The following is a 23,301-nucleotide window of genomic DNA, read 5'->3' as shown; positions in this document are numbered from 1 at the left end:
ATCCACGTACAAGCGACGGCTCACACCTGGCGGTACTCGTCCGCCCAGGCCTCCACCGCATCCGTGGCCCGCTCGAACGCCTCCTCACGCCCGAGGAAGTCCGCGTTGTGGTCGGTGGTCAGCGGCGGCAGAGCATCACCGCTCTGCCGGACCACGACGAGCGCCTGGCCCTGGACCGTACGGGGCAGGCCCATCCACTTCACGGGCTGCTGGACCGTACGAACCGCGGACGTGCCGCTCCAGGCCACCGTGGTGGTCCGGAAGAACGCGACGCGCCGCACTCCGTGGCGGCTGACCCACGCGCCGACCCGCAGCAGTCGCAGGGCGGCGGCGATCAGCGCACCGGCCAGGGCCAGGCACAAGGTGGCGCCCGAAGGCGCTCCGGTCACACCGATGATCATGGCCGCGAGCAGAACGAACGAGGCCAGCAACAACAGGGTGGCCGCCGCCGCGACCCGCCACGGGCCGGGGCGGTAGGGCCGCCGCCAGCTGTCGTGGTCGTCGAACGGCAGCGCGACGTCCTCCGCGCTCGCGTCGAATGCGCGGTCGGCCGTCAGAAAGGGCAGGGGCACGACTCATCCTCACTCACAAGCACGCTCGATTGCTGTGCCCGGTGAGGCTACCGAGAGTGCCACCGGCTCGACCACCCCAGGGGGTCCGTACGAGTCAGCGGCCCTGAGACGCCTCGGACTGCTTGCCGTGCGCGGGGGACTGTTCGGAGTCGAGAGCGGGGAGCCCCAGCAGCAGCGAGCCCACGAGACCGGCGACGACGGTGAGTCCGACGAGGGACCGCCCCAGAAGTTCGGGAACGGTGGCGCGGGTCGAGGGAGGGGGAGTGACATTACTGCGGAATCGGTCGGACTCGGCGACGAACGAGAACGGGACGGCTTCACGCCGGCGGAACATGAGGAAACTCTCCTTGATCTCAGTGACGGGTGCTGCTAATGAGTCAGACGTACGAGAGACCGGATCGGTGCCCGAATCGCCGTACTTGTTGAGCGAACTCCCCGAACGGCTGCCCGGAGGTCGGCGCGTGCACGCGTGCCAGTGGCCCGTAAAGTGGTCGCCGCCAGAGCGACGCCATTGGAAGGACCCCTGTCGGTGACCGACACTCCCGAACCCGCAAAGCCCCACTTCCGCAGCGACGTCACCGTCGAGCTGGTGAAGAGCGACGCGCGCGACGCGGACGTGCTGTTCGCCGCCCGGGTCTCCACCGCCGGCGAGCAGTCGCTCGAAGAGGTCACCAAGGACCCCGAGCGCTCCAAGGGGCTCATCAACTACCTCATGCGGGACCGGCACGGCAGCCCATTCGAGCACAACTCGATGACGTTCTTCATCAGCGCCCCGATCTTCGTCTTCCGTGAGTTCATGCGGCACCGCGTCGGCTGGTCGTACAACGAGGAATCGGGCCGCTACAGGGAGCTGGACCCGGTCTTCTACGTCCCCGGAACCTCCCGCAAGCTCGTCCAGCAGGGCCGCCCCGGCAAGTACGAGTTCGTCGAGGGCAGCGAGGAGCAGTACGACCTGACGACCCGCGCCATGGAGGACTCCTACCGGGCCTCCTACGCGGCGTACCAGGAGATGCTGGCCGCGGGCGTGGCCCGCGAGGTCGCCCGCGCGGTCCTGCCGGTCGGCCTCTTCTCCACGATGTACGCCACCTGCAACGCGCGCTCCTTGATGCACTTCCTCGGCCTGCGCACCCAGCACGAGCTGGCGAAGGTTCCGTCCTTCCCGCAGCGCGAGATCGAGATGGTCGGCGAGCAGATGGAAGCCCACTGGGAGCAGCTCATGCCGCTCACTCATGCGGCCTTCAACAAAAATGGACGGGTAGCCCCATAGGCGGTGTCCGTATTGCGGCGTTTCGAGAAGTTCATCTAGGCTGAACAAACGGACCCGGCACTGCTTGAACCCCCGAGCAGGCAGTGCCGGGCTCCTCTTCCCCGTCCCCCCGAGGGGACCCCGCGCGCTGAGCAGCGAGTAGCGTGGTACCCATGGCTCCGATCTCCACTCCGCAGACCCCCTTCGGGCGGGTCCTCACCGCTATGGTCACGCCCCTCACGGCGGACGGCGCTCTCGACCTCGACGGCGCCCAGCGGCTCGCCGCCCACCTGGTGGACGCAGGCAATGACGGCCTGATCATCAACGGCACCACCGGTGAGTCCCCGACCACCAGTGACACGGAGAAGGACCAGCTCGTACGAGCGGTGCTCGAAGCGGTCGGCGACCGAGCGCATGTCATCGCCGGCATCGGCACCAACGACACCCGGCACAGCGTCGAGCTCGCCCGGACGGCCGAGCGCACCGGCGCCCACGGGCTGCTCGCCGTGACGCCGTACTACAACAAGCCGCCGCAGGAGGGCCTGCTCCGGCACTTCACGGCCATCGCCGACTCCACCGGCCTCCCCGTGATGCTGTACGACATCCCCGGCCGCAGCGGGGTGCCGATCGACACGGAGACCCTCGTCCGGCTGGCCGAGCACCCGCGGATCGTCGCGAACAAGGACGCCAAGGGCGACCTGGGCCGTGCCAGCTGGGCCATCGCCGAATCGGGACTCGCCTGGTACTCCGGCGACGACATGCTCAACCTGCCGCTCCTCTCGGTCGGCGCGGTCGGCTTCGTCTCCGTGGTCGGCCACATGGTCACCCCCGAGCTGCGGGCCCTGATCGACGCGTACGTGAGCGGCGACGTCCAGAAGGCCACCGAGATCCACCAGAAGCTGCTCCCGGTCTTCACCGGGATGTTCCGCACCCAGGGCGTCATCACCACGAAGGCCGCCCTGACCCTCCAGGGGCTCCCGGCCGGACCACTGCGCCTCCCGCTGGTGGAGCTCAGCGCCCAGGAGACGGCCCAGCTCAAGATCGATCTCGCCGCCGGCGGGGTACAGCTCTAAGCACCGACTTCTTTGAACACGGACTTCACAACTGAACACGCGAGGCGACTCGCATCGAGCACCACCCCAAGACAACAGCAAGTGCACGAATGACATGCGCGCCACGTGCCTCAGCGGTACGTGGCGTGCGTGGTAAGGAGAGTCTTTTGAGTCATCCGCATCCTGAACTCGGTACCCCGCCGAAGCTCCCGAAGGGCGCCCTGCGGGTCACCCCGCTCGGCGGCCTGGGCGAGATCGGCCGCAACATGACGGTCTTCGAGTACGGCGGCCGCCTGCTCATCGTCGACTGCGGCGTCCTCTTCCCCGAGGAGGAGCAGCCGGGCATCGACCTGATCCTTCCGGACTTCACCACGATCCGGGACCGCCTGGACGACATCGAGGGCATCGTCCTCACGCACGGCCACGAGGACCACATCGGTGGTGTCCCGTACCTGCTGCGCCTGAAGCCGGACATCCCCCTCATCGGCTCGAAGCTGACCCTCGCACTCATCGAGGCGAAGCTCCAGGAGCACCGGATCCGCCCGTACACCCTTGAGGTCACCGAGGGCCAGCGCGAGCGCATCGGCGTCTTCGACTGCGAGTTCATCGCGGTCAACCACTCCATCCCGGACGCTCTCGCCGTCGCCATCCGCACCCCCGCGGGCCTGGCCGTGGCCACCGGTGACTTCAAGATGGACCAGCTTCCGCTGGACGGCCGTCTCACCGACCTGCACGCGTTCGCGCGCCTCAGCGAGGAGGGCATCGACCTTCTCCTCTCCGACTCCACGAACGCCGAGGTTCCCGGCTTCGTGCCGCCGGAGCGGGACATCTCCAACGTCCTGCGCACGGTGTTCGCGAACGCCCAGAAGCGCATCATCGTGGCGAGCTTCGCCAGCCATGTGCACCGCATCCAGCAGATCCTGGACGCCGCACACGAATACGGTCGCAGGGTCGCCTTCGTCGGCCGCTCGATGGTCCGCAACATGGGCATCGCCCGCGACCTGGGCTACCTGAAGGTTCCCGCCGGGCTGGTCGTCGACGTCAAGACCCTCGACGACCTCCCGGACGACGAGGTCGTGCTCGTCTGCACGGGTTCGCAGGGCGAGCCGATGGCCGCTCTCTCCCGGATGGCCAACCGCGACCACCAGATCCGGATCGTCCCGGGCGACACGGTGATCCTCGCGTCGTCCCTGATCCCGGGCAACGAGAACGCGGTCTACCGCGTGATCAACGGCCTGACCCGCTGGGGCGCCAACGTCGTCCACAAGGGCAACGCCAAGGTCCACGTCTCGGGCCACGCCTCGGCCGGCGAGCTGCTGTACTTCTACAACATCTGCAAGCCGAAGAACCTGATGCCGGTCCACGGCGAATGGCGCCACCTGCGCGCCAACGCCGAACTGGGCGCCCTCACCGGCGTGCCGAAGGACCACATCGTCATCGCCGAGGACGGCGTGGTCGTCGACCTCATCGACGGCAAGGCGAAGATCGTCGGCAAGGTCCAGGCCGGCTACGTCTACGTCGACGGCCTCTCCGTCGGAGACGTCACCGAGACCTCCCTCAAGGACCGCCGCATCCTCGGCGACGAGGGCATCATCTCGGTGTTCATCGTGGTCGACAGCTCCTCCGGCAAGATCGTGGGCGGCCCCCACATCCAGGCCCGTGGTTCCGGCATCGACGACGGCGCCTTCGTGGCCGTCACGCCGAAGATCCAGGAAGCCCTGGACAAGTCGGCGCAGGACGGCGTGATGGAGCCCCACCAGCTCCAGCAGATGGTCCGCCGGGTCGTCGGCAAGTGGGTGTCCGACACCTACCGCCGGCGCCCGATGATCCTCCCGGTCGTCGTCGAGGTCTGACCCCTCACGACCGCCTGACCTGGAGCGGGGCCCTCGATTTGCATCGGGGAGCCCCGCTCCAGTACGTTTACGTCTCCGCCTGAACGGGAAGCACCGCGCGCACTCGTGCGCCTGGGGAACCCCGGATGGGGCGGGAATTCCGACTCAGAATCTCTGATAAAGTTGGTTCCGCCGAAAGGTAAGGCCACTCCGCAGGCCATCAGAAATCGAATTCGGACCGGAAACGGAACGAAAAAGAGTCTGGTAAAGTCGGACTCGCCGGAAAGGGAAAGCGCGAGAGCGAAGGACCTGGAAAGCGAGATGCGAGACCCGCTTCGACCGGGAATTCGGACACGAAAGAGTCTGATAGAGTCGGAAACGCAAGACAGCAAGACAAAGAAGTAAACGAAGGGAAGCGCCCGGAGGGCCCCGGTGAAACGGGACCGAAGGAAGCGTCCGTTCCTTGAGAACTCAACAGCGTGCCAAAAGTCAACGCCAGATATGTTGATACCCCGGCCTGCTTCGGCAGGTTGGTGGTTCCTTTGAAAGTCCTGTCGTTCCGCTCCTTGTGGGTGGCGGCAGGCAATTACACAGCGAGGACGCTGTGAACAACGGGTCTTATTCCGACCGGTTGTTCCGCTCTCGTGATGTGTGCACCCGATTACGGGTAAACATTCACGGAGAGTTTGATCCTGGCTCAGGACGAACGCTGGCGGCGTGCTTAACACATGCAAGTCGAACGATGAAGCCTTTCGGGGTGGATTAGTGGCGAACGGGTGAGTAACACGTGGGCAATCTGCCCTTCACTCTGGGACAAGCCCTGGAAACGGGGTCTAATACCGGATAACACTCTGTCCTGCATGGGACGGGGTTAAAAGCTCCGGCGGTGAAGGATGAGCCCGCGGCCTATCAGCTTGTTGGTGGGGTAATGGCCTACCAAGGCGACGACGGGTAGCCGGCCTGAGAGGGCGACCGGCCACACTGGGACTGAGACACGGCCCAGACTCCTACGGGAGGCAGCAGTGGGGAATATTGCACAATGGGCGAAAGCCTGATGCAGCGACGCCGCGTGAGGGATGACGGCCTTCGGGTTGTAAACCTCTTTCAGCAGGGAAGAAGCGAAAGTGACGGTACCTGCAGAAGAAGCGCCGGCTAACTACGTGCCAGCAGCCGCGGTAATACGTAGGGCGCAAGCGTTGTCCGGAATTATTGGGCGTAAAGAGCTCGTAGGCGGCTTGTCACGTCGGATGTGAAAGCCCGGGGCTTAACCCCGGGTCTGCATTCGATACGGGCTAGCTAGAGTGTGGTAGGGGAGATCGGAATTCCTGGTGTAGCGGTGAAATGCGCAGATATCAGGAGGAACACCGGTGGCGAAGGCGGATCTCTGGGCCATTACTGACGCTGAGGAGCGAAAGCGTGGGGAGCGAACAGGATTAGATACCCTGGTAGTCCACGCCGTAAACGTTGGGAACTAGGTGTTGGCGACATTCCACGTCGTCGGTGCCGCAGCTAACGCATTAAGTTCCCCGCCTGGGGAGTACGGCCGCAAGGCTAAAACTCAAAGGAATTGACGGGGGCCCGCACAAGCAGCGGAGCATGTGGCTTAATTCGACGCAACGCGAAGAACCTTACCAAGGCTTGACATATACCGGAAAGCATCAGAGATGGTGCCCCCCTTGTGGTCGGTATACAGGTGGTGCATGGCTGTCGTCAGCTCGTGTCGTGAGATGTTGGGTTAAGTCCCGCAACGAGCGCAACCCTTGTTCTGTGTTGCCAGCATGCCCTTCGGGGTGATGGGGACTCACAGGAGACTGCCGGGGTCAACTCGGAGGAAGGTGGGGACGACGTCAAGTCATCATGCCCCTTATGTCTTGGGCTGCACACGTGCTACAATGGCCGGTACAATGAGCTGCGATGCCGCGAGGCGGAGCGAATCTCAAAAAGCCGGTCTCAGTTCGGATTGGGGTCTGCAACTCGACCCCATGAAGTCGGAGTTGCTAGTAATCGCAGATCAGCATTGCTGCGGTGAATACGTTCCCGGGCCTTGTACACACCGCCCGTCACGTCACGAAAGTCGGTAACACCCGAAGCCGGTGGCCCAACCCCTTGTGGGAGGGAGCTGTCGAAGGTGGGACTGGCGATTGGGACGAAGTCGTAACAAGGTAGCCGTACCGGAAGGTGCGGCTGGATCACCTCCTTTCTAAGGAGCACTTCTTACCAGGCTTCGGTCTGGTCAGAGGCCAGTACACCGGCGAATGTTCGGTGCTGGTTGCTCATGGGTGGAACGTTGACTATTCGGCACGATGAGCACGGTTTCGTGAGTACTGCTTCGGCGTGGAAAACGGGAACGGGTTGATTGTGTCGGGCACGTTGTTGGGTATCTGAGGGTACGGGCTCGTTTGAGTCTGTCCTTCGGTTGCCGGCCCCAGTGAACTCGCCTGTATGGGTGGGGTGATGGGTGGCTGGTCGTTGTTTGAGAACTGCACAGTGGACGCGAGCATCTGTGGCCAAGTTTTTAAGGGCGCACGGTGGATGCCTTGGCACCAGGAACCGATGAAGGACGTGGGAGGCCACGATAGTCCCCGGGGAGCTGTCAACCAAGCTTTGATCCGGGGGTTTCCGAATGGGGAAACCCGGCAGTCGTCATGGGCTGTCACCCGCTGCTGAACACATAGGCAGTGTGGAGGGAACGAGGGGAAGTGAAACATCTCAGTACCCTCAGGAAGAGAAAACAACCGTGATTCCGGGAGTAGTGGCGAGCGAAACTGGATGAGGCCAAACCGTATGCGTGTGATACCCGGCAGGGGTTGCGCATGCGGGGTTGTGGGATCTCTTTTTCACGGTCTGCCGGCTGTGAGACGAGTCAGAAACCGTTGATGTAGGCGAAGGACATGCGAAAGGTCCGGCGTAGAGGGTAAGACCCCCGTAGCTGAAACATCAACGGCTCGTTTAAGAGACACCCAAGTAGCACGGGGCCCGAGAAATCCCGTGTGAATCTGGCGGGACCACCCGCTAAGCCTAAATATTCCCTGGTGACCGATAGCGGATAGTACCGTGAGGGAATGGTGAAAAGTACCGCGGGAGCGGAGTGAAATAGTACCTGAAACCGTGTGCCTACAAGCCGTGGGAGCGTCGCTGTATGTGCTTGCACATGCAGTCGTGACTGCGTGCCTTTTGAAGAATGAGCCTGCGAGTTAGCGGTGTGTAGCGAGGTTAACCCGTGTGGGGAAGCCGTAGCGAAAGCGAGTCCGAATAGGGCGATTGAGTTGCACGCTCTAGACCCGAAGCGGAGTGATCTAGCCATGGGCAGGTTGAAGCGGAGGTAAGACTTCGTGGAGGACCGAACCCACCAGGGTTGAAAACCTGGGGGATGACCTGTGGTTAGGGGTGAAAGGCCAATCAAACTCCGTGATAGCTGGTTCTCCCCGAAATGCATTTAGGTGCAGCGTCGTGTGTTTCTTGCCGGAGGTAGAGCACTGGATAGGCGATGGGCCCTACCGGGTTACTGACCTTAGCCAAACTCCGAATGCCGGTAAGTGAGAGCACGGCAGTGAGACTGTGGGGGATAAGCTCCATGGTCGAGAGGGAAACAGCCCAGAGCATCGACTAAGGCCCCTAAGCGTACGCTAAGTGGGAAAGGATGTGGAGTCGCAGAGACAACCAGGAGGTTGGCTTAGAAGCAGCCACCCTTGAAAGAGTGCGTAATAGCTCACTGGTCAAGTGATTCCGCGCCGACAATGTAGCGGGGCTCAAGCGTACCGCCGAAGTCGTGTCATTCATACACATAGGGCCAACGCCCGTATGGATGGGTAGGGGAGCGTCGTGTGCCGGGTGAAGCAGCCGCGGAAGCGAGTTGTGGACGGTTCACGAGTGAGAATGCAGGCATGAGTAGCGATACACACGTGAGAAACGTGTGCGCCGATTGACTAAGGGTTCCTGGGTCAAGCTGATCTGCCCAGGGTAAGTCGGGACCTAAGGCGAGGCCGACAGGCGTAGTCGATGGACAACCGGTTGATATTCCGGTACCCGCTTTGAAACGCCCAGTACTGAATCAGGCGATGCTAAGTCCGTGAAGCCGGCCCGATCTCTTCGGAGTTGAGGGTAGTGGTGGAGCCGATGAACCAGACTTGTAGTAGGTAAGCGATGGGGTGACGCAGGAAGGTAGTCCAGCCCGGGCGGTGGTTGTCCCGGGGTAAGGGTGTAGCCCGTGTGGTAGGTAAATCCGTCACACATCAAGGGTGAGACCTGATGCCGAGCCGATTGTGGTGAAGTGGATGATCCTATGCTGTCGAGAAAAGCCTCTAGCGAGTTTCATGGCGGCCCGTACCCTAAACCGACTCAGGTGGTCAGGTAGAGAATACCGAGGCGTTCGGGTGAACTATGGTTAAGGAACTCGGCAAAATGCCCCCGTAACTTCGGGAGAAGGGGGGCCATCACTGGTGATAGCACTTGCTGCTTGAGCTGGGGGTGGCCGCAGAGACCAGCGAGAAGCGACTGTTTACTAAAAACACAGGTCCGTGCGAAGCCGTAAGGCGATGTATACGGACTGACGCCTGCCCGGTGCTGGAACGTTAAGGGGACCGGTTAGCTGCCTTTCGGGGTGGCGAAGCTGAGAACTTAAGCGCCAGTAAACGGCGGTGGTAACTATAACCATCCTAAGGTAGCGAAATTCCTTGTCGGGTAAGTTCCGACCTGCACGAATGGCGTAACGACTTCTCGACTGTCTCAACCATAGGCCCGGTGAAATTGCACTACGAGTAAAGATGCTCGTTTCGCGCAGCAGGACGGAAAGACCCCGGGACCTTTACTATAGTTTGATATTGGTGTTCGGTTCGGCTTGTGTAGGATAGGTGGGAGACTTTGAAGCGGCCACGCCAGTGGTTGTGGAGTCGTCGTTGAAATACCACTCTGGTCGTGCTGGATGTCTAACCTGGGTCCGTGATCCGGATCAGGGACAGTGTCTGATGGGTAGTTTAACTGGGGCGGTTGCCTCCTAAAGAGTAACGGAGGCGCCCAAAGGTTCCCTCAGCCTGGTTGGCAATCAGGTGTTGAGTGTAAGTGCACAAGGGAGCTTGACTGTGAGACCGACGGGTCGAGCAGGGACGAAAGTCGGGACTAGTGATCCGGCAGTGGCTTGTGGAAGCGCTGTCGCTCAACGGATAAAAGGTACCCCGGGGATAACAGGCTGATCTTCCCCAAGAGTCCATATCGACGGGATGGTTTGGCACCTCGATGTCGGCTCGTCGCATCCTGGGGCTGGAGTCGGTCCCAAGGGTTGGGCTGTTCGCCCATTAAAGCGGTACGCGAGCTGGGTTTAGAACGTCGTGAGACAGTTCGGTCCCTATCCGCTGCGCGCGCAGGAATATTGAGAAGGGCTGTCCCTAGTACGAGAGGACCGGGACGGACGAACCTCTGGTGTGCCAGTTGTCCTGCCAAGGGCATGGCTGGTTGGCTACGTTCGGAAAGGATAACCGCTGAAAGCATCTAAGCGGGAAGCCTGCTTCGAGATGAGTATTCCCACCCTCTTGAAGGGTTAAGGCTCCCAGTAGACGACTGGGTTGATAGGCCAGATGTGGAAGCCCGGCAACGGGTGGAGCTGACTGGTACTAATAGGCCGAGGGCTTGTCCTCAGTTGCTCGCGTCCACTGTGTTAGTTCTGAAATAACGAACGGCCGTGTTTTCATCCGGTGTTGGTTAATTTCATAGTGTTTCGGTGGTCATTGCGTTAGGGAAACGCCCGGTTACATTCCGAACCCGGAAGCTAAGCCTTTCAGCGCCGATGGTACTGCAGGGGGGACCCTGTGGGAGAGTAGGACGCCGCCGAACAATTTTTCCGGGAAAGCCCCGCACCTTCTGGTGCGGGGCTTTTCTGCGTTCCAGGACCGACCAGCGACCCATGCACCGGCGCCATCCGCGCCGCCCGCGCCACCTGCGTGACCCGTGCGAACGAGAGGCGCCCGAGAACCGCGACTCCGGCCGGCCGGGATTGTGAGCATCCCCGGATCCCGTGTATGGTTTACCTCGTTGCCACAGCGCAACGAGGCCCCAATAGCTCAGTCGGTAGAGCGTCTCCATGGTAAGGAGAAGGTCTGCGGTTCGATTCCGCATTGGGGCTCAGAGAAAAGCGAAAGGCCCCCGCCACTGGCGGGGGCCTTTCGCGTTGAGGGGGTCAGACGCGAGGCGGTTCCGGGACGCGCATGGCCAGGATCGCCATGTCGTCGGAGGCCGGCTCCGCGGCGAAGCGTTCCACGGCCCGCAGAATGCGTGAGGCGACCGCTCCGGCCGTCAGGCCCGTACAGGTCGACAGGACGTCCGCGAGGCCGTCGTCGCCCAGCATGCGGCTTCCCTCACGGCGTTCGGTGACGCCGTCCGTGACGCACAGCAGGACGTCGCCCGGGTTGAGGACGACCTCCTGCTCGTACAGGTCGAGGTCCTCGATGACGCCGAGCAGGGGCTGCGGTTCCGCGGCGGACTCGACGGAGCCGTCCTGGCGCAGGCGCAGCGGCAGCGGGTGGCCGGCGCAGACGACCTTCAGGAGGGCGCTGCCGTCCTCCTGGGGCCACAACTCGCCGTACAGGAGGGTCAGAAAGCGGCTGCGGGCGCCCTCGTCGAGGATCGCGGCGTTGAGACGCTCCAGGACCGCCGGACCGCCGAAGCCCTCGCGCGCCAGCAGGCGCAGTGCGTGGCGGGCGAGGCCTGTGACGGCGGCGGCCTCGGGCCCCGTACCGCAGACGTCGCCGATGGCGAAGCCGTACGCCCCGTCGCTGATCGGGAAGACGTCGTAGAAGTCGCCGCCGACCTCGTTGCCCTCGCCCGCAGCGCGGTAGATGACCTCGATCTCGACGTTCGGCACGTCGGGGAGGCCCGGGGGTAGCAGGCTGCGCTGGAGGGACTGGCTGATCGCCATGCGCTCCGAGTACAGGCGGGCGTTGTCCAGGGCCAGGGCGGCCCTGCGGGAGAGGTCCTCGGCCAGTTCCAGGATCTCCTGGCGGAAGTGGTCGTCCGAGGGCTTCCCGAGCGTCAGCATGCCGATGACGCGGTTGCGGGCGACCAGGGGGAGGACCACCGTCTCGCCGCCGACGGCCTGGGCCGTGGCGAGGATGGTGCGGGTGGCCGTGCTCATGCTCAGCGGCGCGTCGTGCCGCAGGCTGCGGGTGGAGGTGCTCAGCGCGGCGCGGTGACCGGCCTCCGAGGGGGCGGCCCAGACGCGGGCGCCCGGGGTCGGTACCGGATCCGGCGGGGCGATCCTGGAGAGCAGGGCCTTGAGCCCGTCGATGAGGTCCTCGTCCTCGTGGAGCACGTAGGAGAGGTACGGCTCGGAGGACTGGTCCGCGATCGTGTAGACGGCACACCAGGTGGCCAGGGTCGGGACCGTCATCTGAGCCATGAGCGCCAGGGTCTGGTCCCGGTCGAGCGTGCCGGCCAGCAGGTCGGAGGCCTCGACGAGGAAGGACAGGGAGCCGCGGCGCAGCCGTTCCAGCTCGCCCAGCCGGGCGGACTCCACGGCCAGTGCGATGCGGTCCGCCGCGAACTGGAGGCGCAGGGCCTCCTCGTTGGTGTAGCGGCCCGCCGCTTCCGCCGCGACGCCGAGGGAGCCGGTGAGGCGGCCCTCGACCTTCAGCGGGACCGTGACGACCGAGCGCATCCCGGTGTCGGTGAGCAGGGGCACGGCGCCGGGGACGGCCGTGAGGTCCTCGTGGACGGCCGGCATCCGGGCGGAGCCGTAACGTCCCGTCCCGGCTTCCACGGGGACCCGGGCGAAGCGCTGACGGGCCGAGGGGAGGCCCGTCGTGGCGCGGACCTCCAGCTCCGTCTCGTCGTCCGTGGCGAGCAGGAGGAACGCCGCGTCGGCGTCGAGCATGTCGCGTGCCCGCTCGACCGTCCGCTGGAGGAGGCCGTCGAGGTCGTCGGGGGCCGGGGAGCCGATGAACACCTCGAACGGGTCCGCGGTGCGGTGGTCGGAGGAGGCGTCGGAGACCGGGGCGCGGACGGGGGACTGGAGCACGGCACGCTCGTCGTCGCGGACGAGGAGGCAGACCGTGGAGGGGTCGCCGTCGGTGTCGCGGACCCGCAGGTGCGAGGAGTAGACGGCGATGGTCCGGCCGTCGGCGCCGCGGATTCCGTAGCTGCCCTCCCAGCGGGAGAGCTGGAGGGCGTCGGCGATGCCGGTGTTGGTCCCGGGGGTGTGCGGCCAGGCGACGAAGTCGGTGAACTGCTTGCCGGTGACCTGTTCCGCGGTGTGCCCGAAGACGTACGCGGCGTCGTCGTTCCACGCGCTGATCGCGCCGACACTGTCGATCTGGACGACGGCGACCCGCACGCGCTGGTCGGTGACGGGGAGCAGCGAGGTGGGCAGGACCGGGCCGGCGGAGCGGATGCCCACGGGCCGGTCGGGCAGGTGCAGCTGGAACCAGACGTGCTTACGGGTGGGGGAGTACTCGACGCCCCAGCGGGAAGCCAGGGCGGCGCAGAGCAGGAGACCGCGGCCGTTCTCGCGGTCGGGGCTGACGAAGTCCAGGCCGCTGCTCTGGAGCGGGACTTCGCGTTCCGGATAGTGGTCGGCGACCTCGACGCGGACGCCGTCCGCGCTGCGCAGGCACAGCACGTCGGCCGCCGTCCCCGCGTGTACGACTGCGTTGGTCACGAGTTCACTGGTGAGGACGACGGCGTCGTCGACGACATCGTTGTAGCCCCACCCCTGGAGCGTGTCCCGGACGAAGGCGCGGGCGGTCGCGACAGAGCGCCCGACCGGTTCGAAGGTGGCGGCCGCGCGCGCGGTGATCACAGCACTCCCCATATGGTGTCTCGTCGCTTCCCCGAGTCCTGTGCCCGTTTATCGCCGCTTCGATTCGCTTGCCAGGCTAGACGTTCGTCAAGGGTGCCGGTTACACGAGGGCCGAGTTCGGGACAGGACGGTCTTGTGGTGGTGCACGGGCGCACAAGTCGCGGGCGCACAAGTATGGACCCCGGGTGCAAGGGATGGGGGGCAACCGGGACAGGTTGCCCGCCGACCGGTCCCGGCCTGGTACGTTGCAACGATTTGACGTCCGCCCGGCTGCCCGTTGACGGTGTGCTGTGGCGGTGAGCCAAAGTGGAACTGGGCAAGCTTCCTTATAGGCCCGAGTGAAACGGTCAACCCCTGCGGGAGGGACACGGTGGAGTCTGGCGTGGCGGCGCAGGGTTCGAAGGCGCGTACAAAAGGCGGACAGTCCGTGAAAAAACAGCGCAATGGCACCGTCGAGGTCGACGCGGCAGCTCTGAACAGACTGCTTGCGGGGCTCGTGGCGATGCGCGACGGCAACTTCCGCCGGCGGCTCACCGTCTCCGGCGACGGTGTGATGACGGAGATCTCCGCGGTCTTCAACGAGGTCGCCGACCGGAACCTTCATCTCACCGGTGAGCTGGCCCGCGTACGGCGCGTGGTCGGCCGGGAGGGGAAGCTCACGGAGCGGCTGGAGACGGGCGCCTGCGAGGGTTCCTGGGCCGCCGCGATCGACGCCTCCAACGAGCTCGTCGACGATCTCGCGCGACCGGTCTCCGAAGTGGGCCGGGTGCTGTCGGCGGTCGCCGACGGTGATCTGGAGCAGCGGATGGAGCTGCGGTCGCACACGACGGACGATACGGTCCGGCCGCTGCGCGGCGAGTTCCTGAAGGTCGCCCGTACGGTCAACAACCTGGTCGACCAGCTGTCGGTCTTCACCGAGCAGGTGACCCGGGTCGCCGTCGAGGTGGGCACCGAGGGCAAGCTCGGGGGCCAGGCGCAGGTGCGCGGGATGTCCGGGTCCTGGAAGGACCTCACGGACTCCGTGAACACCATGGCGTACCGGCTGACGGCCCAGGTGCGGGACATCGCGCTGGTGACGACGGCGGTCGCCAAGGGTGATCTGTCGCGGAAGGTCACCGTCCATGTGGCCGGTGAGATGCTCCAGCTGAAGAACACCGTCAACACGATGGTCGATCAGCTGTCCTCGTTCTCCTCCGAGGTGACACGCGTCGCCCGTGAGGTGGGTACGGAGGGCGAGCTGGGCGGTCAGGCGACCGTGCCGGGTGTGGCAGGCGTCTGGAAGGACCTCACCGACTCCGTCAACACGATGGCGGGCAACCTCACCTCCCAGGTGCGCGGGATCGCGGAGGTGACGACGGCGGTCGCCAGCGGTGACCTGACGCAGAAGGTCACGGTGAGCGCACGCGGCGAGGTCGCGCAGCTGGCCGAGACGATCAACCAGATGACCGAGACGCTGCGCACCTTCGCGGACGAAGTGACGCGGGTGGCGAGCGAGGTCGGTGGCGAGGGGCTGCTCGGCGGTCAGGCGCAGGTGCCGGGCGCGGCCGGGACCTGGAAGGACCTCACCGACTCGGTGAACACGGTCTTCCGGAACCTGACGACCCAGGTGCGCGACATCGCGCAGGTCACCACGGCGGTGGCCAGCGGCGACATGTCGCAGAAGGTCACGGTCGACGTGGCCGGGGAGATGCTGGAGCTGAAGAACACCGTCAACACGATGGTGGACCAGCTCCAGTCGTTCGGTTCCGAGGTGACCCGGGTGGCCCGGGAGGTCGGCGTCGAGGGGCGGCTCGGGGGCCAGGCCGAGGTGCCGGGGGCCGCGGGGACGTGGAAGGACCTCACCGACTCGGTGAACACCGCGTTCCGCAACCTGACCGGTCAGGTCCGGGACATCGCGCAGGTCACCACAGCGGTCGCGAACGGTGATCTGTCGCAGAAGGTCACCGTGGACGTGGCCGGGGAGATGCTGGAGCTGAAGAACACCGTCAACACGATGGTGGCGCAGCTGTCCAGCTTCGCCGACCAGGTGACGCGGATGGCCCGGGACGTGGGCACCGAGGGCCGCCTCGGCGGTCAGGCGCGCGTGGACGGTGTGTCGGGTACGTGGAAGGAACTCACGGACTCCGTCAACTTCATGGCCGGCAACCTCACCTCCCAGGTGAGGCAGATCGCGCAGGTGACGACGGCGGTGGCGCGGGGCGACCTGTCGCAGAAGATCGACGTGGACGCCCGGGGCGAGATCCTGGAGCTGAAGAACACCATCAACACGATGGTCGACCAGCTCTCCGCCTTCGCCGACCAGGTCACCAGGGTGGCCCGTGAGGTGGGTACGGACGGGCGTCTGGGCGGTCAGGCGCAGGTGCCCGGCGTGGCCGGAGTGTGGCGCGATCTCACCGATTCGGTGAACGGTATGGCCGGAAACCTCACCGCTCAGGTCCGTAACATCGCGCAGGTCGCCACGGCGGTGGCGCGCGGTGACCTGTCGCAGAAGATCGACGTGGACGCCCGGGGCGAGATCCTGGAGCTGAAGAACACCCTCAACACGATGGTGGACCAGCTGTCCAACTTCGCGGAGCAGGTGACGCGGGTCGCCCGTGAGGTGGGTACGGAAGGCATCCTCGGCGGTCAGGCCGAGGTGCAGGGCGTGTCCGGTACGTGGAAGGACCTCACCCAGTCCGTCAACGGCATGGCGAACAACCTGACCCTCCAGGTCCGCAACATCGCCGAGGTCACCACCGCGGTCGCCAAGGGCGATCTCTCCAAGAAGATCACCGTCGACGCCAAGGGCGAGATCCTCGAACTGGTCACGACCGTCAACACGATGGTCGACCAGCTGCTGAACTTCGCGGACGAGGTCACGCGCGTGGCCCGCGAGGTGGGTACCGAGGGCATCCTCGGCGGGCAGGCGCGGGTGCGCGGGGCGACCGGCATCTGGAAGGACCTCAGCGAGAACGTCAACCTGATGGCCAACAACCTGACCAGCCAGGTGCGCAACATCTCCAGGGTCTCCTCGGCTGTCGCCAACGGCGATCTGACGAAGAAGGTCACCGTGGAGGCGCGCGGCGAGGTCGCGGAGCTGGCCGACACCGTCAACACGATGGTGACGACGCTGTCCTCGTTCGCCGACGAGGTCACGCGCGTGGCCCGCGAGGTGGGTACGGAAGGTGAGCTGGGCGGTCAGGCGCGGGTGCCGGGAGTCGCCGGTACGTGGAAGGACCTCACCGAGTCCGTGAACTCGATGGCCTCCAATCTGACCGGCCAGGTGCGGCAGATCGCCACGGTCACCACCGCCATCGCCAAGGGCGACCTGACCAAGAAGATCGACATCGACGCGCGCGGTGAGATCCAAGAGCTGAAGAACACCATCAACACGATGGTCGACCAGCTGTCCTCGTTCGCGGAGCAGGTGACCCGGGTCGCCCGCGAGGTGGGCACCGAGGGGCAGCTGGGCGGTCAGGCACGGGTGCGGGACGTCGACGGCACCTGGCGCGACCTCACCGAGTCGGTGAACGAGATGGCCGGGAACCTGACCCGTCAGGTCCGCGCCATCGCGGCCGTCGCCACCGCGGTGACCCGCGGCGATCTGAACCTGAAGATCGACGTGGACGCGGCCGGCGAGATCCAGGTCCTCCAGGACAACATCAACACGATGATCGCGAATCTGCGCGACACCACCCTCGCCAACAAGGAACAGGACTGGCTGAAGGGCAACCTGGCGCGGATCTCCGGCCTGATGCAGGGCCGCCGCGATCTGGACGACGTGGCCTCGCTGATCATGAGCGAGCTGACACCGGTGGTCTCGGCGCAGCACGGCGCGTTCTTCCTGGCCATGACCGCGGGCGACTCGGACGAGGTGGGTCCGGACGATGGTGCGGCCAGCGCGTACGAGCTGCGGATGCGGGGGAGTTACGGCTACTCCGCGGGTTCGATGCCGACCTCCTTCCGGCCCGGGGAGACGCTCATCGGGACGGCGGCCGAGGAGAAGCGGACGATCCAGGTGGACAACGTGCCGCCGGGCTATCTGAAGATCTCCTCGGGACTGGGAGAGGCTCCTCCGGCGCATGTGATCGTGTTGCCGGTGCTCTTCGAGGGCAAGGTCCTCGGCGTGATCGAACTGGCCTCCTTCCAGCCGTTCACGCATATCCAGCGGGACTTCCTCAACCAGCTCGCCGAGATGATCGCGACGAGCGTCAACACGATCAGCGTCAACACCAAGACCGAGAAGCTCCTGGAGCAGTCGCAGGAGCTGACCGAGCAACTGCGGGACCGCTCGCAGGAGTTGGAGAACCGGCAGAAGGCCCTTCAGGCGTCCAACGCCGAACTGGAGGAGAAGGCCGAGCTGCTGGCCCAGCAGAACCGCGACATCGAGGTGAAGAACACCGAGATCGAGGAGGCGCGGCAGGTGCTGGAGGAGCGGGCCGAGCAGCTCGCGGTCTCGATGCGCTACAAGTCCGAGTTCCTGGCGAACATGTCGCACGAGCTGCGTACGCCGCTGAACTCGCTGCTGATCCTCGCCAAGCTGCTGGCGGACAACGCCGAGGGCAACCTCTCGCCGAAGCAGGTGGAGTTCGCCGAGACGATTCACGGGGCCGGTTCCGACCTGCTCCAGCTGATCAACGACATCCTCGACCTGTCGAAGGTCGAGGCGGGCAAGATGGACGTCAGCCCGACCAGGATCGCGCTGGTCCAGCTGGTCGACTACGTGGAGGCGACCTTCCGCCCGCTCACCGCGGAGAAGGGGCTCGACTTCTCCGTACGGGTGTCGCCGGAGCTTCCCGCGACGCTGCACACCGACGAGCAGCGCCTGCTGCAGGTGCTGCGCAACCTGCTCTCCAACGCGGTGAAGTTCACCGACGGCGGTGCGGTGGAGCTGGTGATCCGGCCGGCCGGCGCCGATGTGCCCAACGCGATCCGGGAGCACCTGCTGGAGGCCGGTTCGCTGCGGGACGCCGACGCCGATCTGATCGCCTTCTCGGTCACCGACACCGGCATCGGGATCGCGTCCAGCAAGATGCTGGTGATCTTCGAGGCGTTCAAGCAGGCGGACGGCACGACGAGCCGGAAGTACGGCGGCACCGGCCTCGGTCTCTCGATCAGCCGGGAGATCGCACGGCTGCTCGGCGGCGAGATCCACGCGGCGAGCGAGCCGGGACGCGGTTCCACCTTCACCCTGTACCTGCCGCTGCACCGGGCCGAACTGCCGCCCCAGGGCTACCCCGCGGTGGGTTCCGGTTCCGCCGAGGTGTTGGGCGGCGCGGGCGAGATGGGGCACGTCCAGGCCCCGCAGGGCCAGCCGGCTCCGTTCGGCGACCCGGCCAACTCCGCCGGGATGTTCCGGCGGCGGCGCAAGGCCCTGGGAGACGCGGCCGGCAGGCCCGCGCTGCCCACCGGCCGGACCACTCCCGAGAGCCCTCCGCAGCAGGAGGAGTGGGTGCAGACGCAGGGGAGCCACGGCGAGAGCCAGGCGCAGAGCCAGCCGGCGGCGGAGGGGGAGAGGGAGCCCCGGCGGACGTTCCGCTTCCGCGGTGAGAAGGTCCTCATCGTCGACGACGACATCCGCAACGTCTTCGCCCTCACCAGCGTGCTGGAGCAGCACGGACTGGCGGTGCTGTACGCGGAGAACGGCCGTGAGGGCATCGAAGTCCTGGAGCAGCACGACGATGTGACGGTCGTGCTGATGGACATCATGATGCCCGAGATGGACGGTTACGCGACGACGACCGCAATCCGTCGGATGCCGCAGTTCGCCGGGTTGCCGATCGTCGCGCTCACCGCGAAGGCCATGAAGGGCGACCGGGAGAAGGCCATCGATTGCGGGGCTTCCGACTATGTGACGAAGCCGGTCGATCCTGATCACTTGCTTGCGGTGATGGAGCAGTGGATGCACGGAGAGTGATGGGGATGGGAACAAATGAGCGTCAGTTGTTGACCGACTGTGCTCGAGCGGGTGTGAACCCGCCGTACTCGGGGAACCTTCTGTTCTCAAACCGCGTTTGCGGTATGTGCACAGTGACATCGCGGTGACAGGGTGTGGTGACGGGCGGGGTGCGGCTACCATGACCGGCACAAGGACGGACGGCGTAAGGGAGTCGTCCCCTGGGGCGGCACCCGGTGCATTTCCGGGGCGAGGAGGACGGGCCATGGTGCAGAAGGCCAAGATCCTCCTGGTCGATGACCGGCCGGAGAATCTGCTGGCGCTGGAGGCCATCCTCTCTGCGCTCGATCAGACACTGGTCCGGGCATCGTCAGGGGAGGAGGCGCTCAAAGCGCTGCTCACGGACGACTTCGCGGTCATTCTGCTGGACGTCCAGATGCCGGGCATGGACGGTTTCGAGACAGCCGCGCACATCAAGCGGCGGGAGCGGACCCGGGACATCCCGATCATCTTCCTCACCGCGATCAACCACGGCCCGCATCACACCTTCCGCGGCTACGCGGCCGGTGCGGTGGACTACATCTCGAAGCCGTTCGACCCATGGGTCCTGCGGGCCAAGGTCTCGGTCTTCGTCGAGCTGTACATGAAGAACTGCAAGCTCCGCGAACAGGCCGCACTGCTGCGGCTCCAGTTGGAGGGCGACGGCCACGCGGGCGGCGAGCGCGAGAGGGAGCCTGCCGGTCTGCTGGCCGAACTCTCCGCGCGGCTCGCGGCGGTCGAGGAGCAGGCCGAAGCGCTCTCCAAGCAGCTCGACGACGAATCCGCGGACGCCGCGGCGGTAGCCACCGCCGCCCACCTCGAACGCAAGCTGACCGGCCTGCGCCGCGCGCTCGACGCGCTGGAGCCGGGCACCGGCGGGGGTACGGGCGTCATGCCCGCACAGAGCTGACGATTTCCGGCCCCTCCGGCTCGGCGCGCGTCGGCCGCTGCCGTGAGGCGGCGTCAGTTCCCGGCCCTCCGAGGGCGACACGGTCGGGTGAACCAGTAGGCGAACGTATTCACGGGCGACGACAGCGGTAACCTCGGCACCATGGCCTCACGTACGTCCGGCAAGGGTTCCCAGGGCGCGGCGGGCACCGCGAAGCGCGTCGGCCGTACCTCGGGCCCGGCGAAGAAAGCCGCGCCCGCCAAGAAGACCGCGCCCAAGAAGTCGGCTGCTCCCGCGAAGAAGGCCCCCGCGAAGAAGGCGGTGGCCAGGAAGCCCGCGCCCAAACCCGCGCCGTCACCCACCGGAGGCGTCTACCGGCTGGTGCGGGCGGTCTGGCTCGGCGCGGCGCACGGCGTCGGCGCGCTGTTCCGGTCGATAGGGCGCGGAGCCAAGGGACTTGACCCCGCCCACCGCAAGGACGGGCTCGCCCTGCTGCTGCTCGGCCTGGCGCTGATCGTCGCCGCGGGCACCTGGTCCAACCTCCAGGGGCCGGTCGGCGACCTGGTCGAGATGCTGGTGACCGGGGCCTTCGGCCGGCTCGATCTGCTCGCGCCGATACTGCTGGGCGCGATGGCGGTGCGGCTGATCCTGTACCCGGAGCGGCCCGACGCCAACGGCCGTATCGTCATCGGACTCTCCGCCCTGGTCATCGGAGTCCTCGGTCAGGTCCATATCGCCTGCGGTTCGCCGGGCCGGGACGCGGGCACCGAGGCGATGCAGGACGCGGGCGGGCTGATCGGCTGGGCCACCTCCAAGCCGCTGATCTTCATGATGGGCGAGGTGCTCGCCGTACCGCTGCTGGTGCTGCTCACCGTGTTCGGCCTCCTCGTCGTCACCGCCACCCCGGTCAACGCCATCCCGCAGCGGCTGCGTCAGCTCGGTGTCCGCCTCGGCATCGTGGAACCGGCGCCCGAGGCCGGCGACGGGTACGAGGACGACGACGAGCGCTACGACGAACAGTGGCGCGAAGCGCTGCCCGAGCGGACCCGCCGACGCGGTGCGCGGCGCACCGACGCGGACCCCGTCCACGACCACGACGAGGCGGAGGCGGAAGCGCTCACCAAGCGCAGGAGGCCCCGCAGGCCCTCCGCGCAGCCCGCGATGAACCGGCCGCTGGACGCGGTTGACGTCGCCGCGGCCGCTGCCGCCGCGCTCGACGGGGCCGTACTCAACGGCATGCCGCCCTCGCCGGTCGTCGCCGACCTGACCCAGGGCGTCTCCGTGGACCGGGAGCGCACCGGGACGCCCGTCCCCGGGGCCCGGGAGGCCGAGCGGGACGGCGCGGGGAAGGCCGGGGCGCGGCGCAGGCAGGACCGGTCCGGTGACGCGGACGACGCGACCGGCGGTGACACCTCCGGCCGGTCCGGCGCCGTTCCCGACCTGACGAAACCCGCACCCGAGCGTTCCGAGGGCCTGCCCGCCCGCGCCGAGCAGCTCCAGCTGTCCGGCGACATCACGTACTCGCTGCCCTCGCTCGACCTGCTGGAGCGCGGCGGACCGGGCAAGACCCGCAGCGCCGCCAACGACGTCGTCGTCGCCTCGCTGACCACCGTCTTCACCGAGTTCAAGGTCGACGCCGCGGTCACCGGGTTCACCCGGGGCCCGACCGTCACCCGCTACGAGATCGAGCTCGGCCCCGCCGTGAAGGTCGAGAAGATCACGGCACTGGCCAAGAACATCGCGTACGCCGTGGCGAGCCCGGACGTGCGGATCATCTCGCCGATCCCCGGCAAGTCCGCCGTCGGCATCGAGATCCCCAACTCCGACCGCGAGATGGTCAACCTCGGCGACGTGCTGCGCCTGGCGGACGCGGCCGAGGACGACCACCCGATGCTCGTGGCGCTCGGCAAGAACGTCGAGGGCGGCTACGAGATGGCCAATCTCGCCAAGATGCCGCACGTCCTGGTCGCCGGCGCCACCGGCTCCGGCAAGTCCTCCTGCATCAACTGCCTGATCACCTCGGTCATGGTGCGGGCCACCCCGGACGACGTGCGGATGGTCCTCGTCGATCCCAAGCGCGTCGAGCTCACCGCGTACGAGGGCATCCCCCACCTCATCACCCCGATCATCACCAACCCCAAGAAGGCCGCCGAGGCGCTCCAGTGGGTCGTTCGGGAGATGGACCTGCGCTACGACGACCTCGCCAACTTCGGCTACCGGCACATCGACGACTTCAACCACGCGGTGCGCAACGGCAAGTGCAAGGCGCCCGAGGGCAGTGAGCGGGAGCTGTCCCCGTACCCGTACCTGCTGGTGATCGTCGACGAGCTGGCCGACCTGATGATGGTGGCCCCGCGCGACGTCGAGGACTCGATCGTCCGCATCACCCAGCTGGCCCGCGCGGCCGGCATCCACCTGGTGCTCGCCACCCAGCGGCCCTCGGTCGACGTGGTGACCGGTCTGATCAAGGCCAACGTGCCCTCCCGGCTCGCCTTCGCCACCTCCTCCCTCGCCGACAGCCGCGTCATCCTCGACCAGCCCGGCGCCGAGAAGCTCATCGGCAAGGGCGACGGGCTCTTCCTCCCGATGGGCGCCAACAAACCCACCCGCATGCAGGGAGCGTTCGTCACCGAGGACGAGGTCGCCGCCGTCGTCCAGCACTGCAAGGACCAGATGGCCCCGGTCTTCCGGGACGACGTCGTGGTGGGAACGAAACAGAAGAAGGAGATCGACGAGGACATCGGCGACGACCTGGACCTGCTCTGCCAGGCCGCCGAACTGGTCGTCTCCACCCAGTTCGGATCGACCTCGATGCTCCAGCGCAAGCTCCGGGTCGGATTCGCGAAGGCGGGCCGGCTGATGGACCTGATGGAGTCCCGCAACATCGTCGGACCCAGCGAGGGTTCCAAGGCGCGCGACGTCATGGTGAAGCCCGACGAACTCGACGGGGTGTTGGCCGTCATCCGCGGGGAATCCGCTCCGTAAAGGTTCTGTGGGCAACCGTTTCCTAC

General features: G+C 66.1%; 9 protein-coding genes, 1 tRNA gene and 3 rRNA genes. 10 read left to right on the top strand and 3 right to left on the bottom strand.

The features are described from left to right. Positions 1-20: 20 nt before the first annotated feature. Positions 21-572, bottom strand: a complete 552-nt coding sequence (locus N7925_RS07865) for a hypothetical protein (RefSeq protein WP_265598982.1) — start codon at positions 570-572, stop codon at positions 21-23. Between the two features lie 94 nt (positions 573-666). After that, positions 667-906 (bottom strand): hypothetical protein, encoded by a 240-nt coding sequence (locus N7925_RS07860; RefSeq protein ID WP_069756827.1) that lies wholly within the window; start codon positions 904-906, stop codon positions 667-669. A gap of 195 nt (positions 907-1,101) precedes the next feature. On the opposite strand from N7925_RS07860, the gene thyX reads away from it, so the two are divergent. The 7 genes from thyX to N7925_RS07825 all read left to right on the top strand — a co-directional run bounded on the left by thyX (position 1,102) and on the right by N7925_RS07825 (position 10,817). Further along, a complete protein-coding gene (gene thyX, locus N7925_RS07855; protein ID WP_274343457.1) occupies positions 1,102-1,839 on the top strand; it encodes an FAD-dependent thymidylate synthase in 738 nt (245 codons plus the stop codon). 152 nt (positions 1,840-1,991) lie between these two features. After that, positions 1,992-2,891 (top strand): 4-hydroxy-tetrahydrodipicolinate synthase, encoded by a 900-nt coding sequence (gene dapA / locus N7925_RS07850; protein ID WP_265598980.1) that lies wholly within the window; start codon positions 1,992-1,994, stop codon positions 2,889-2,891. A 146-nt stretch (positions 2,892-3,037) separates the two neighbouring features. Then, complete coding sequence (locus tag N7925_RS07845; protein ID WP_265598979.1) at positions 3,038-4,723, top strand: ribonuclease J; 1,686 nt, start codon at positions 3,038-3,040, stop codon at positions 4,721-4,723. Between the two features lie 653 nt (positions 4,724-5,376). Beyond that, positions 5,377-6,902: ribosomal RNA gene (locus N7925_RS07840) — 16S ribosomal RNA — on the top strand. 305 nt (positions 6,903-7,207) lie between these two features. Then, a 23S ribosomal RNA gene (locus tag N7925_RS07835) occupies positions 7,208-10,332 on the top strand. A 79-nt stretch (positions 10,333-10,411) separates the two neighbouring features. Then, a 5S ribosomal RNA gene (gene rrf, locus N7925_RS07830) occupies positions 10,412-10,528 on the top strand. Together the 16S, 23S and 5S rRNA genes with 1 tRNA gene alongside form the textbook arrangement of a ribosomal RNA operon. A 216-nt stretch (positions 10,529-10,744) precedes the next feature. Continuing rightward, positions 10,745-10,817: transfer RNA gene (locus N7925_RS07825), tRNA-Thr, on the top strand. Positions 10,818-10,871: 54 nt separating this feature from the next. Here the strand turns inward: N7925_RS07825 and N7925_RS07820 are convergent. Continuing rightward, a complete protein-coding gene (locus N7925_RS07820) occupies positions 10,872-13,499 on the bottom strand; it encodes a SpoIIE family protein phosphatase (protein WP_274343456.1) in 2,628 nt (875 codons plus the stop codon). Positions 13,500-13,914: 415 nt separating this feature from the next. Between N7925_RS07820 and N7925_RS07815 the strand changes: the two genes are divergently transcribed. The 3 genes from N7925_RS07815 to N7925_RS07805 all read left to right on the top strand — a co-directional run bounded on the left by N7925_RS07815 (position 13,915) and on the right by N7925_RS07805 (position 23,275). Then, positions 13,915-19,383 (top strand): HAMP domain-containing protein, encoded by a 5,469-nt coding sequence (locus tag N7925_RS07815; protein ID WP_274343455.1) that lies wholly within the window; start codon positions 13,915-13,917, stop codon positions 19,381-19,383. Positions 19,384-19,627: 244 nt separating this feature from the next. Then, the gene (locus N7925_RS07810; RefSeq protein WP_265598976.1) at positions 19,628-20,311 is read left to right on the top strand and encodes a response regulator; all 684 of its coding nucleotides are present in this window, start codon (positions 19,628-19,630) and stop codon (positions 20,309-20,311) included. A gap of 141 nt (positions 20,312-20,452) precedes the next feature. Further along, positions 20,453-23,275, top strand: a complete 2,823-nt coding sequence (locus N7925_RS07805; protein ID WP_265598975.1) for a DNA translocase FtsK — start codon at positions 20,453-20,455, stop codon at positions 23,273-23,275. Positions 23,276-23,301: the final 26 nt, after the last annotated feature.

The sequence above is a fragment of the Streptomyces sp. CA-278952 genome (genome assembly GCF_028747205.1).
GTDB lineage: Bacteria > Actinomycetota > Actinomycetes > Streptomycetales > Streptomycetaceae > Streptomyces.
The sequence above is the reverse complement of the archived record's forward strand: the minus strand, read 5'-3'. Positions and strand labels throughout refer to the sequence as shown.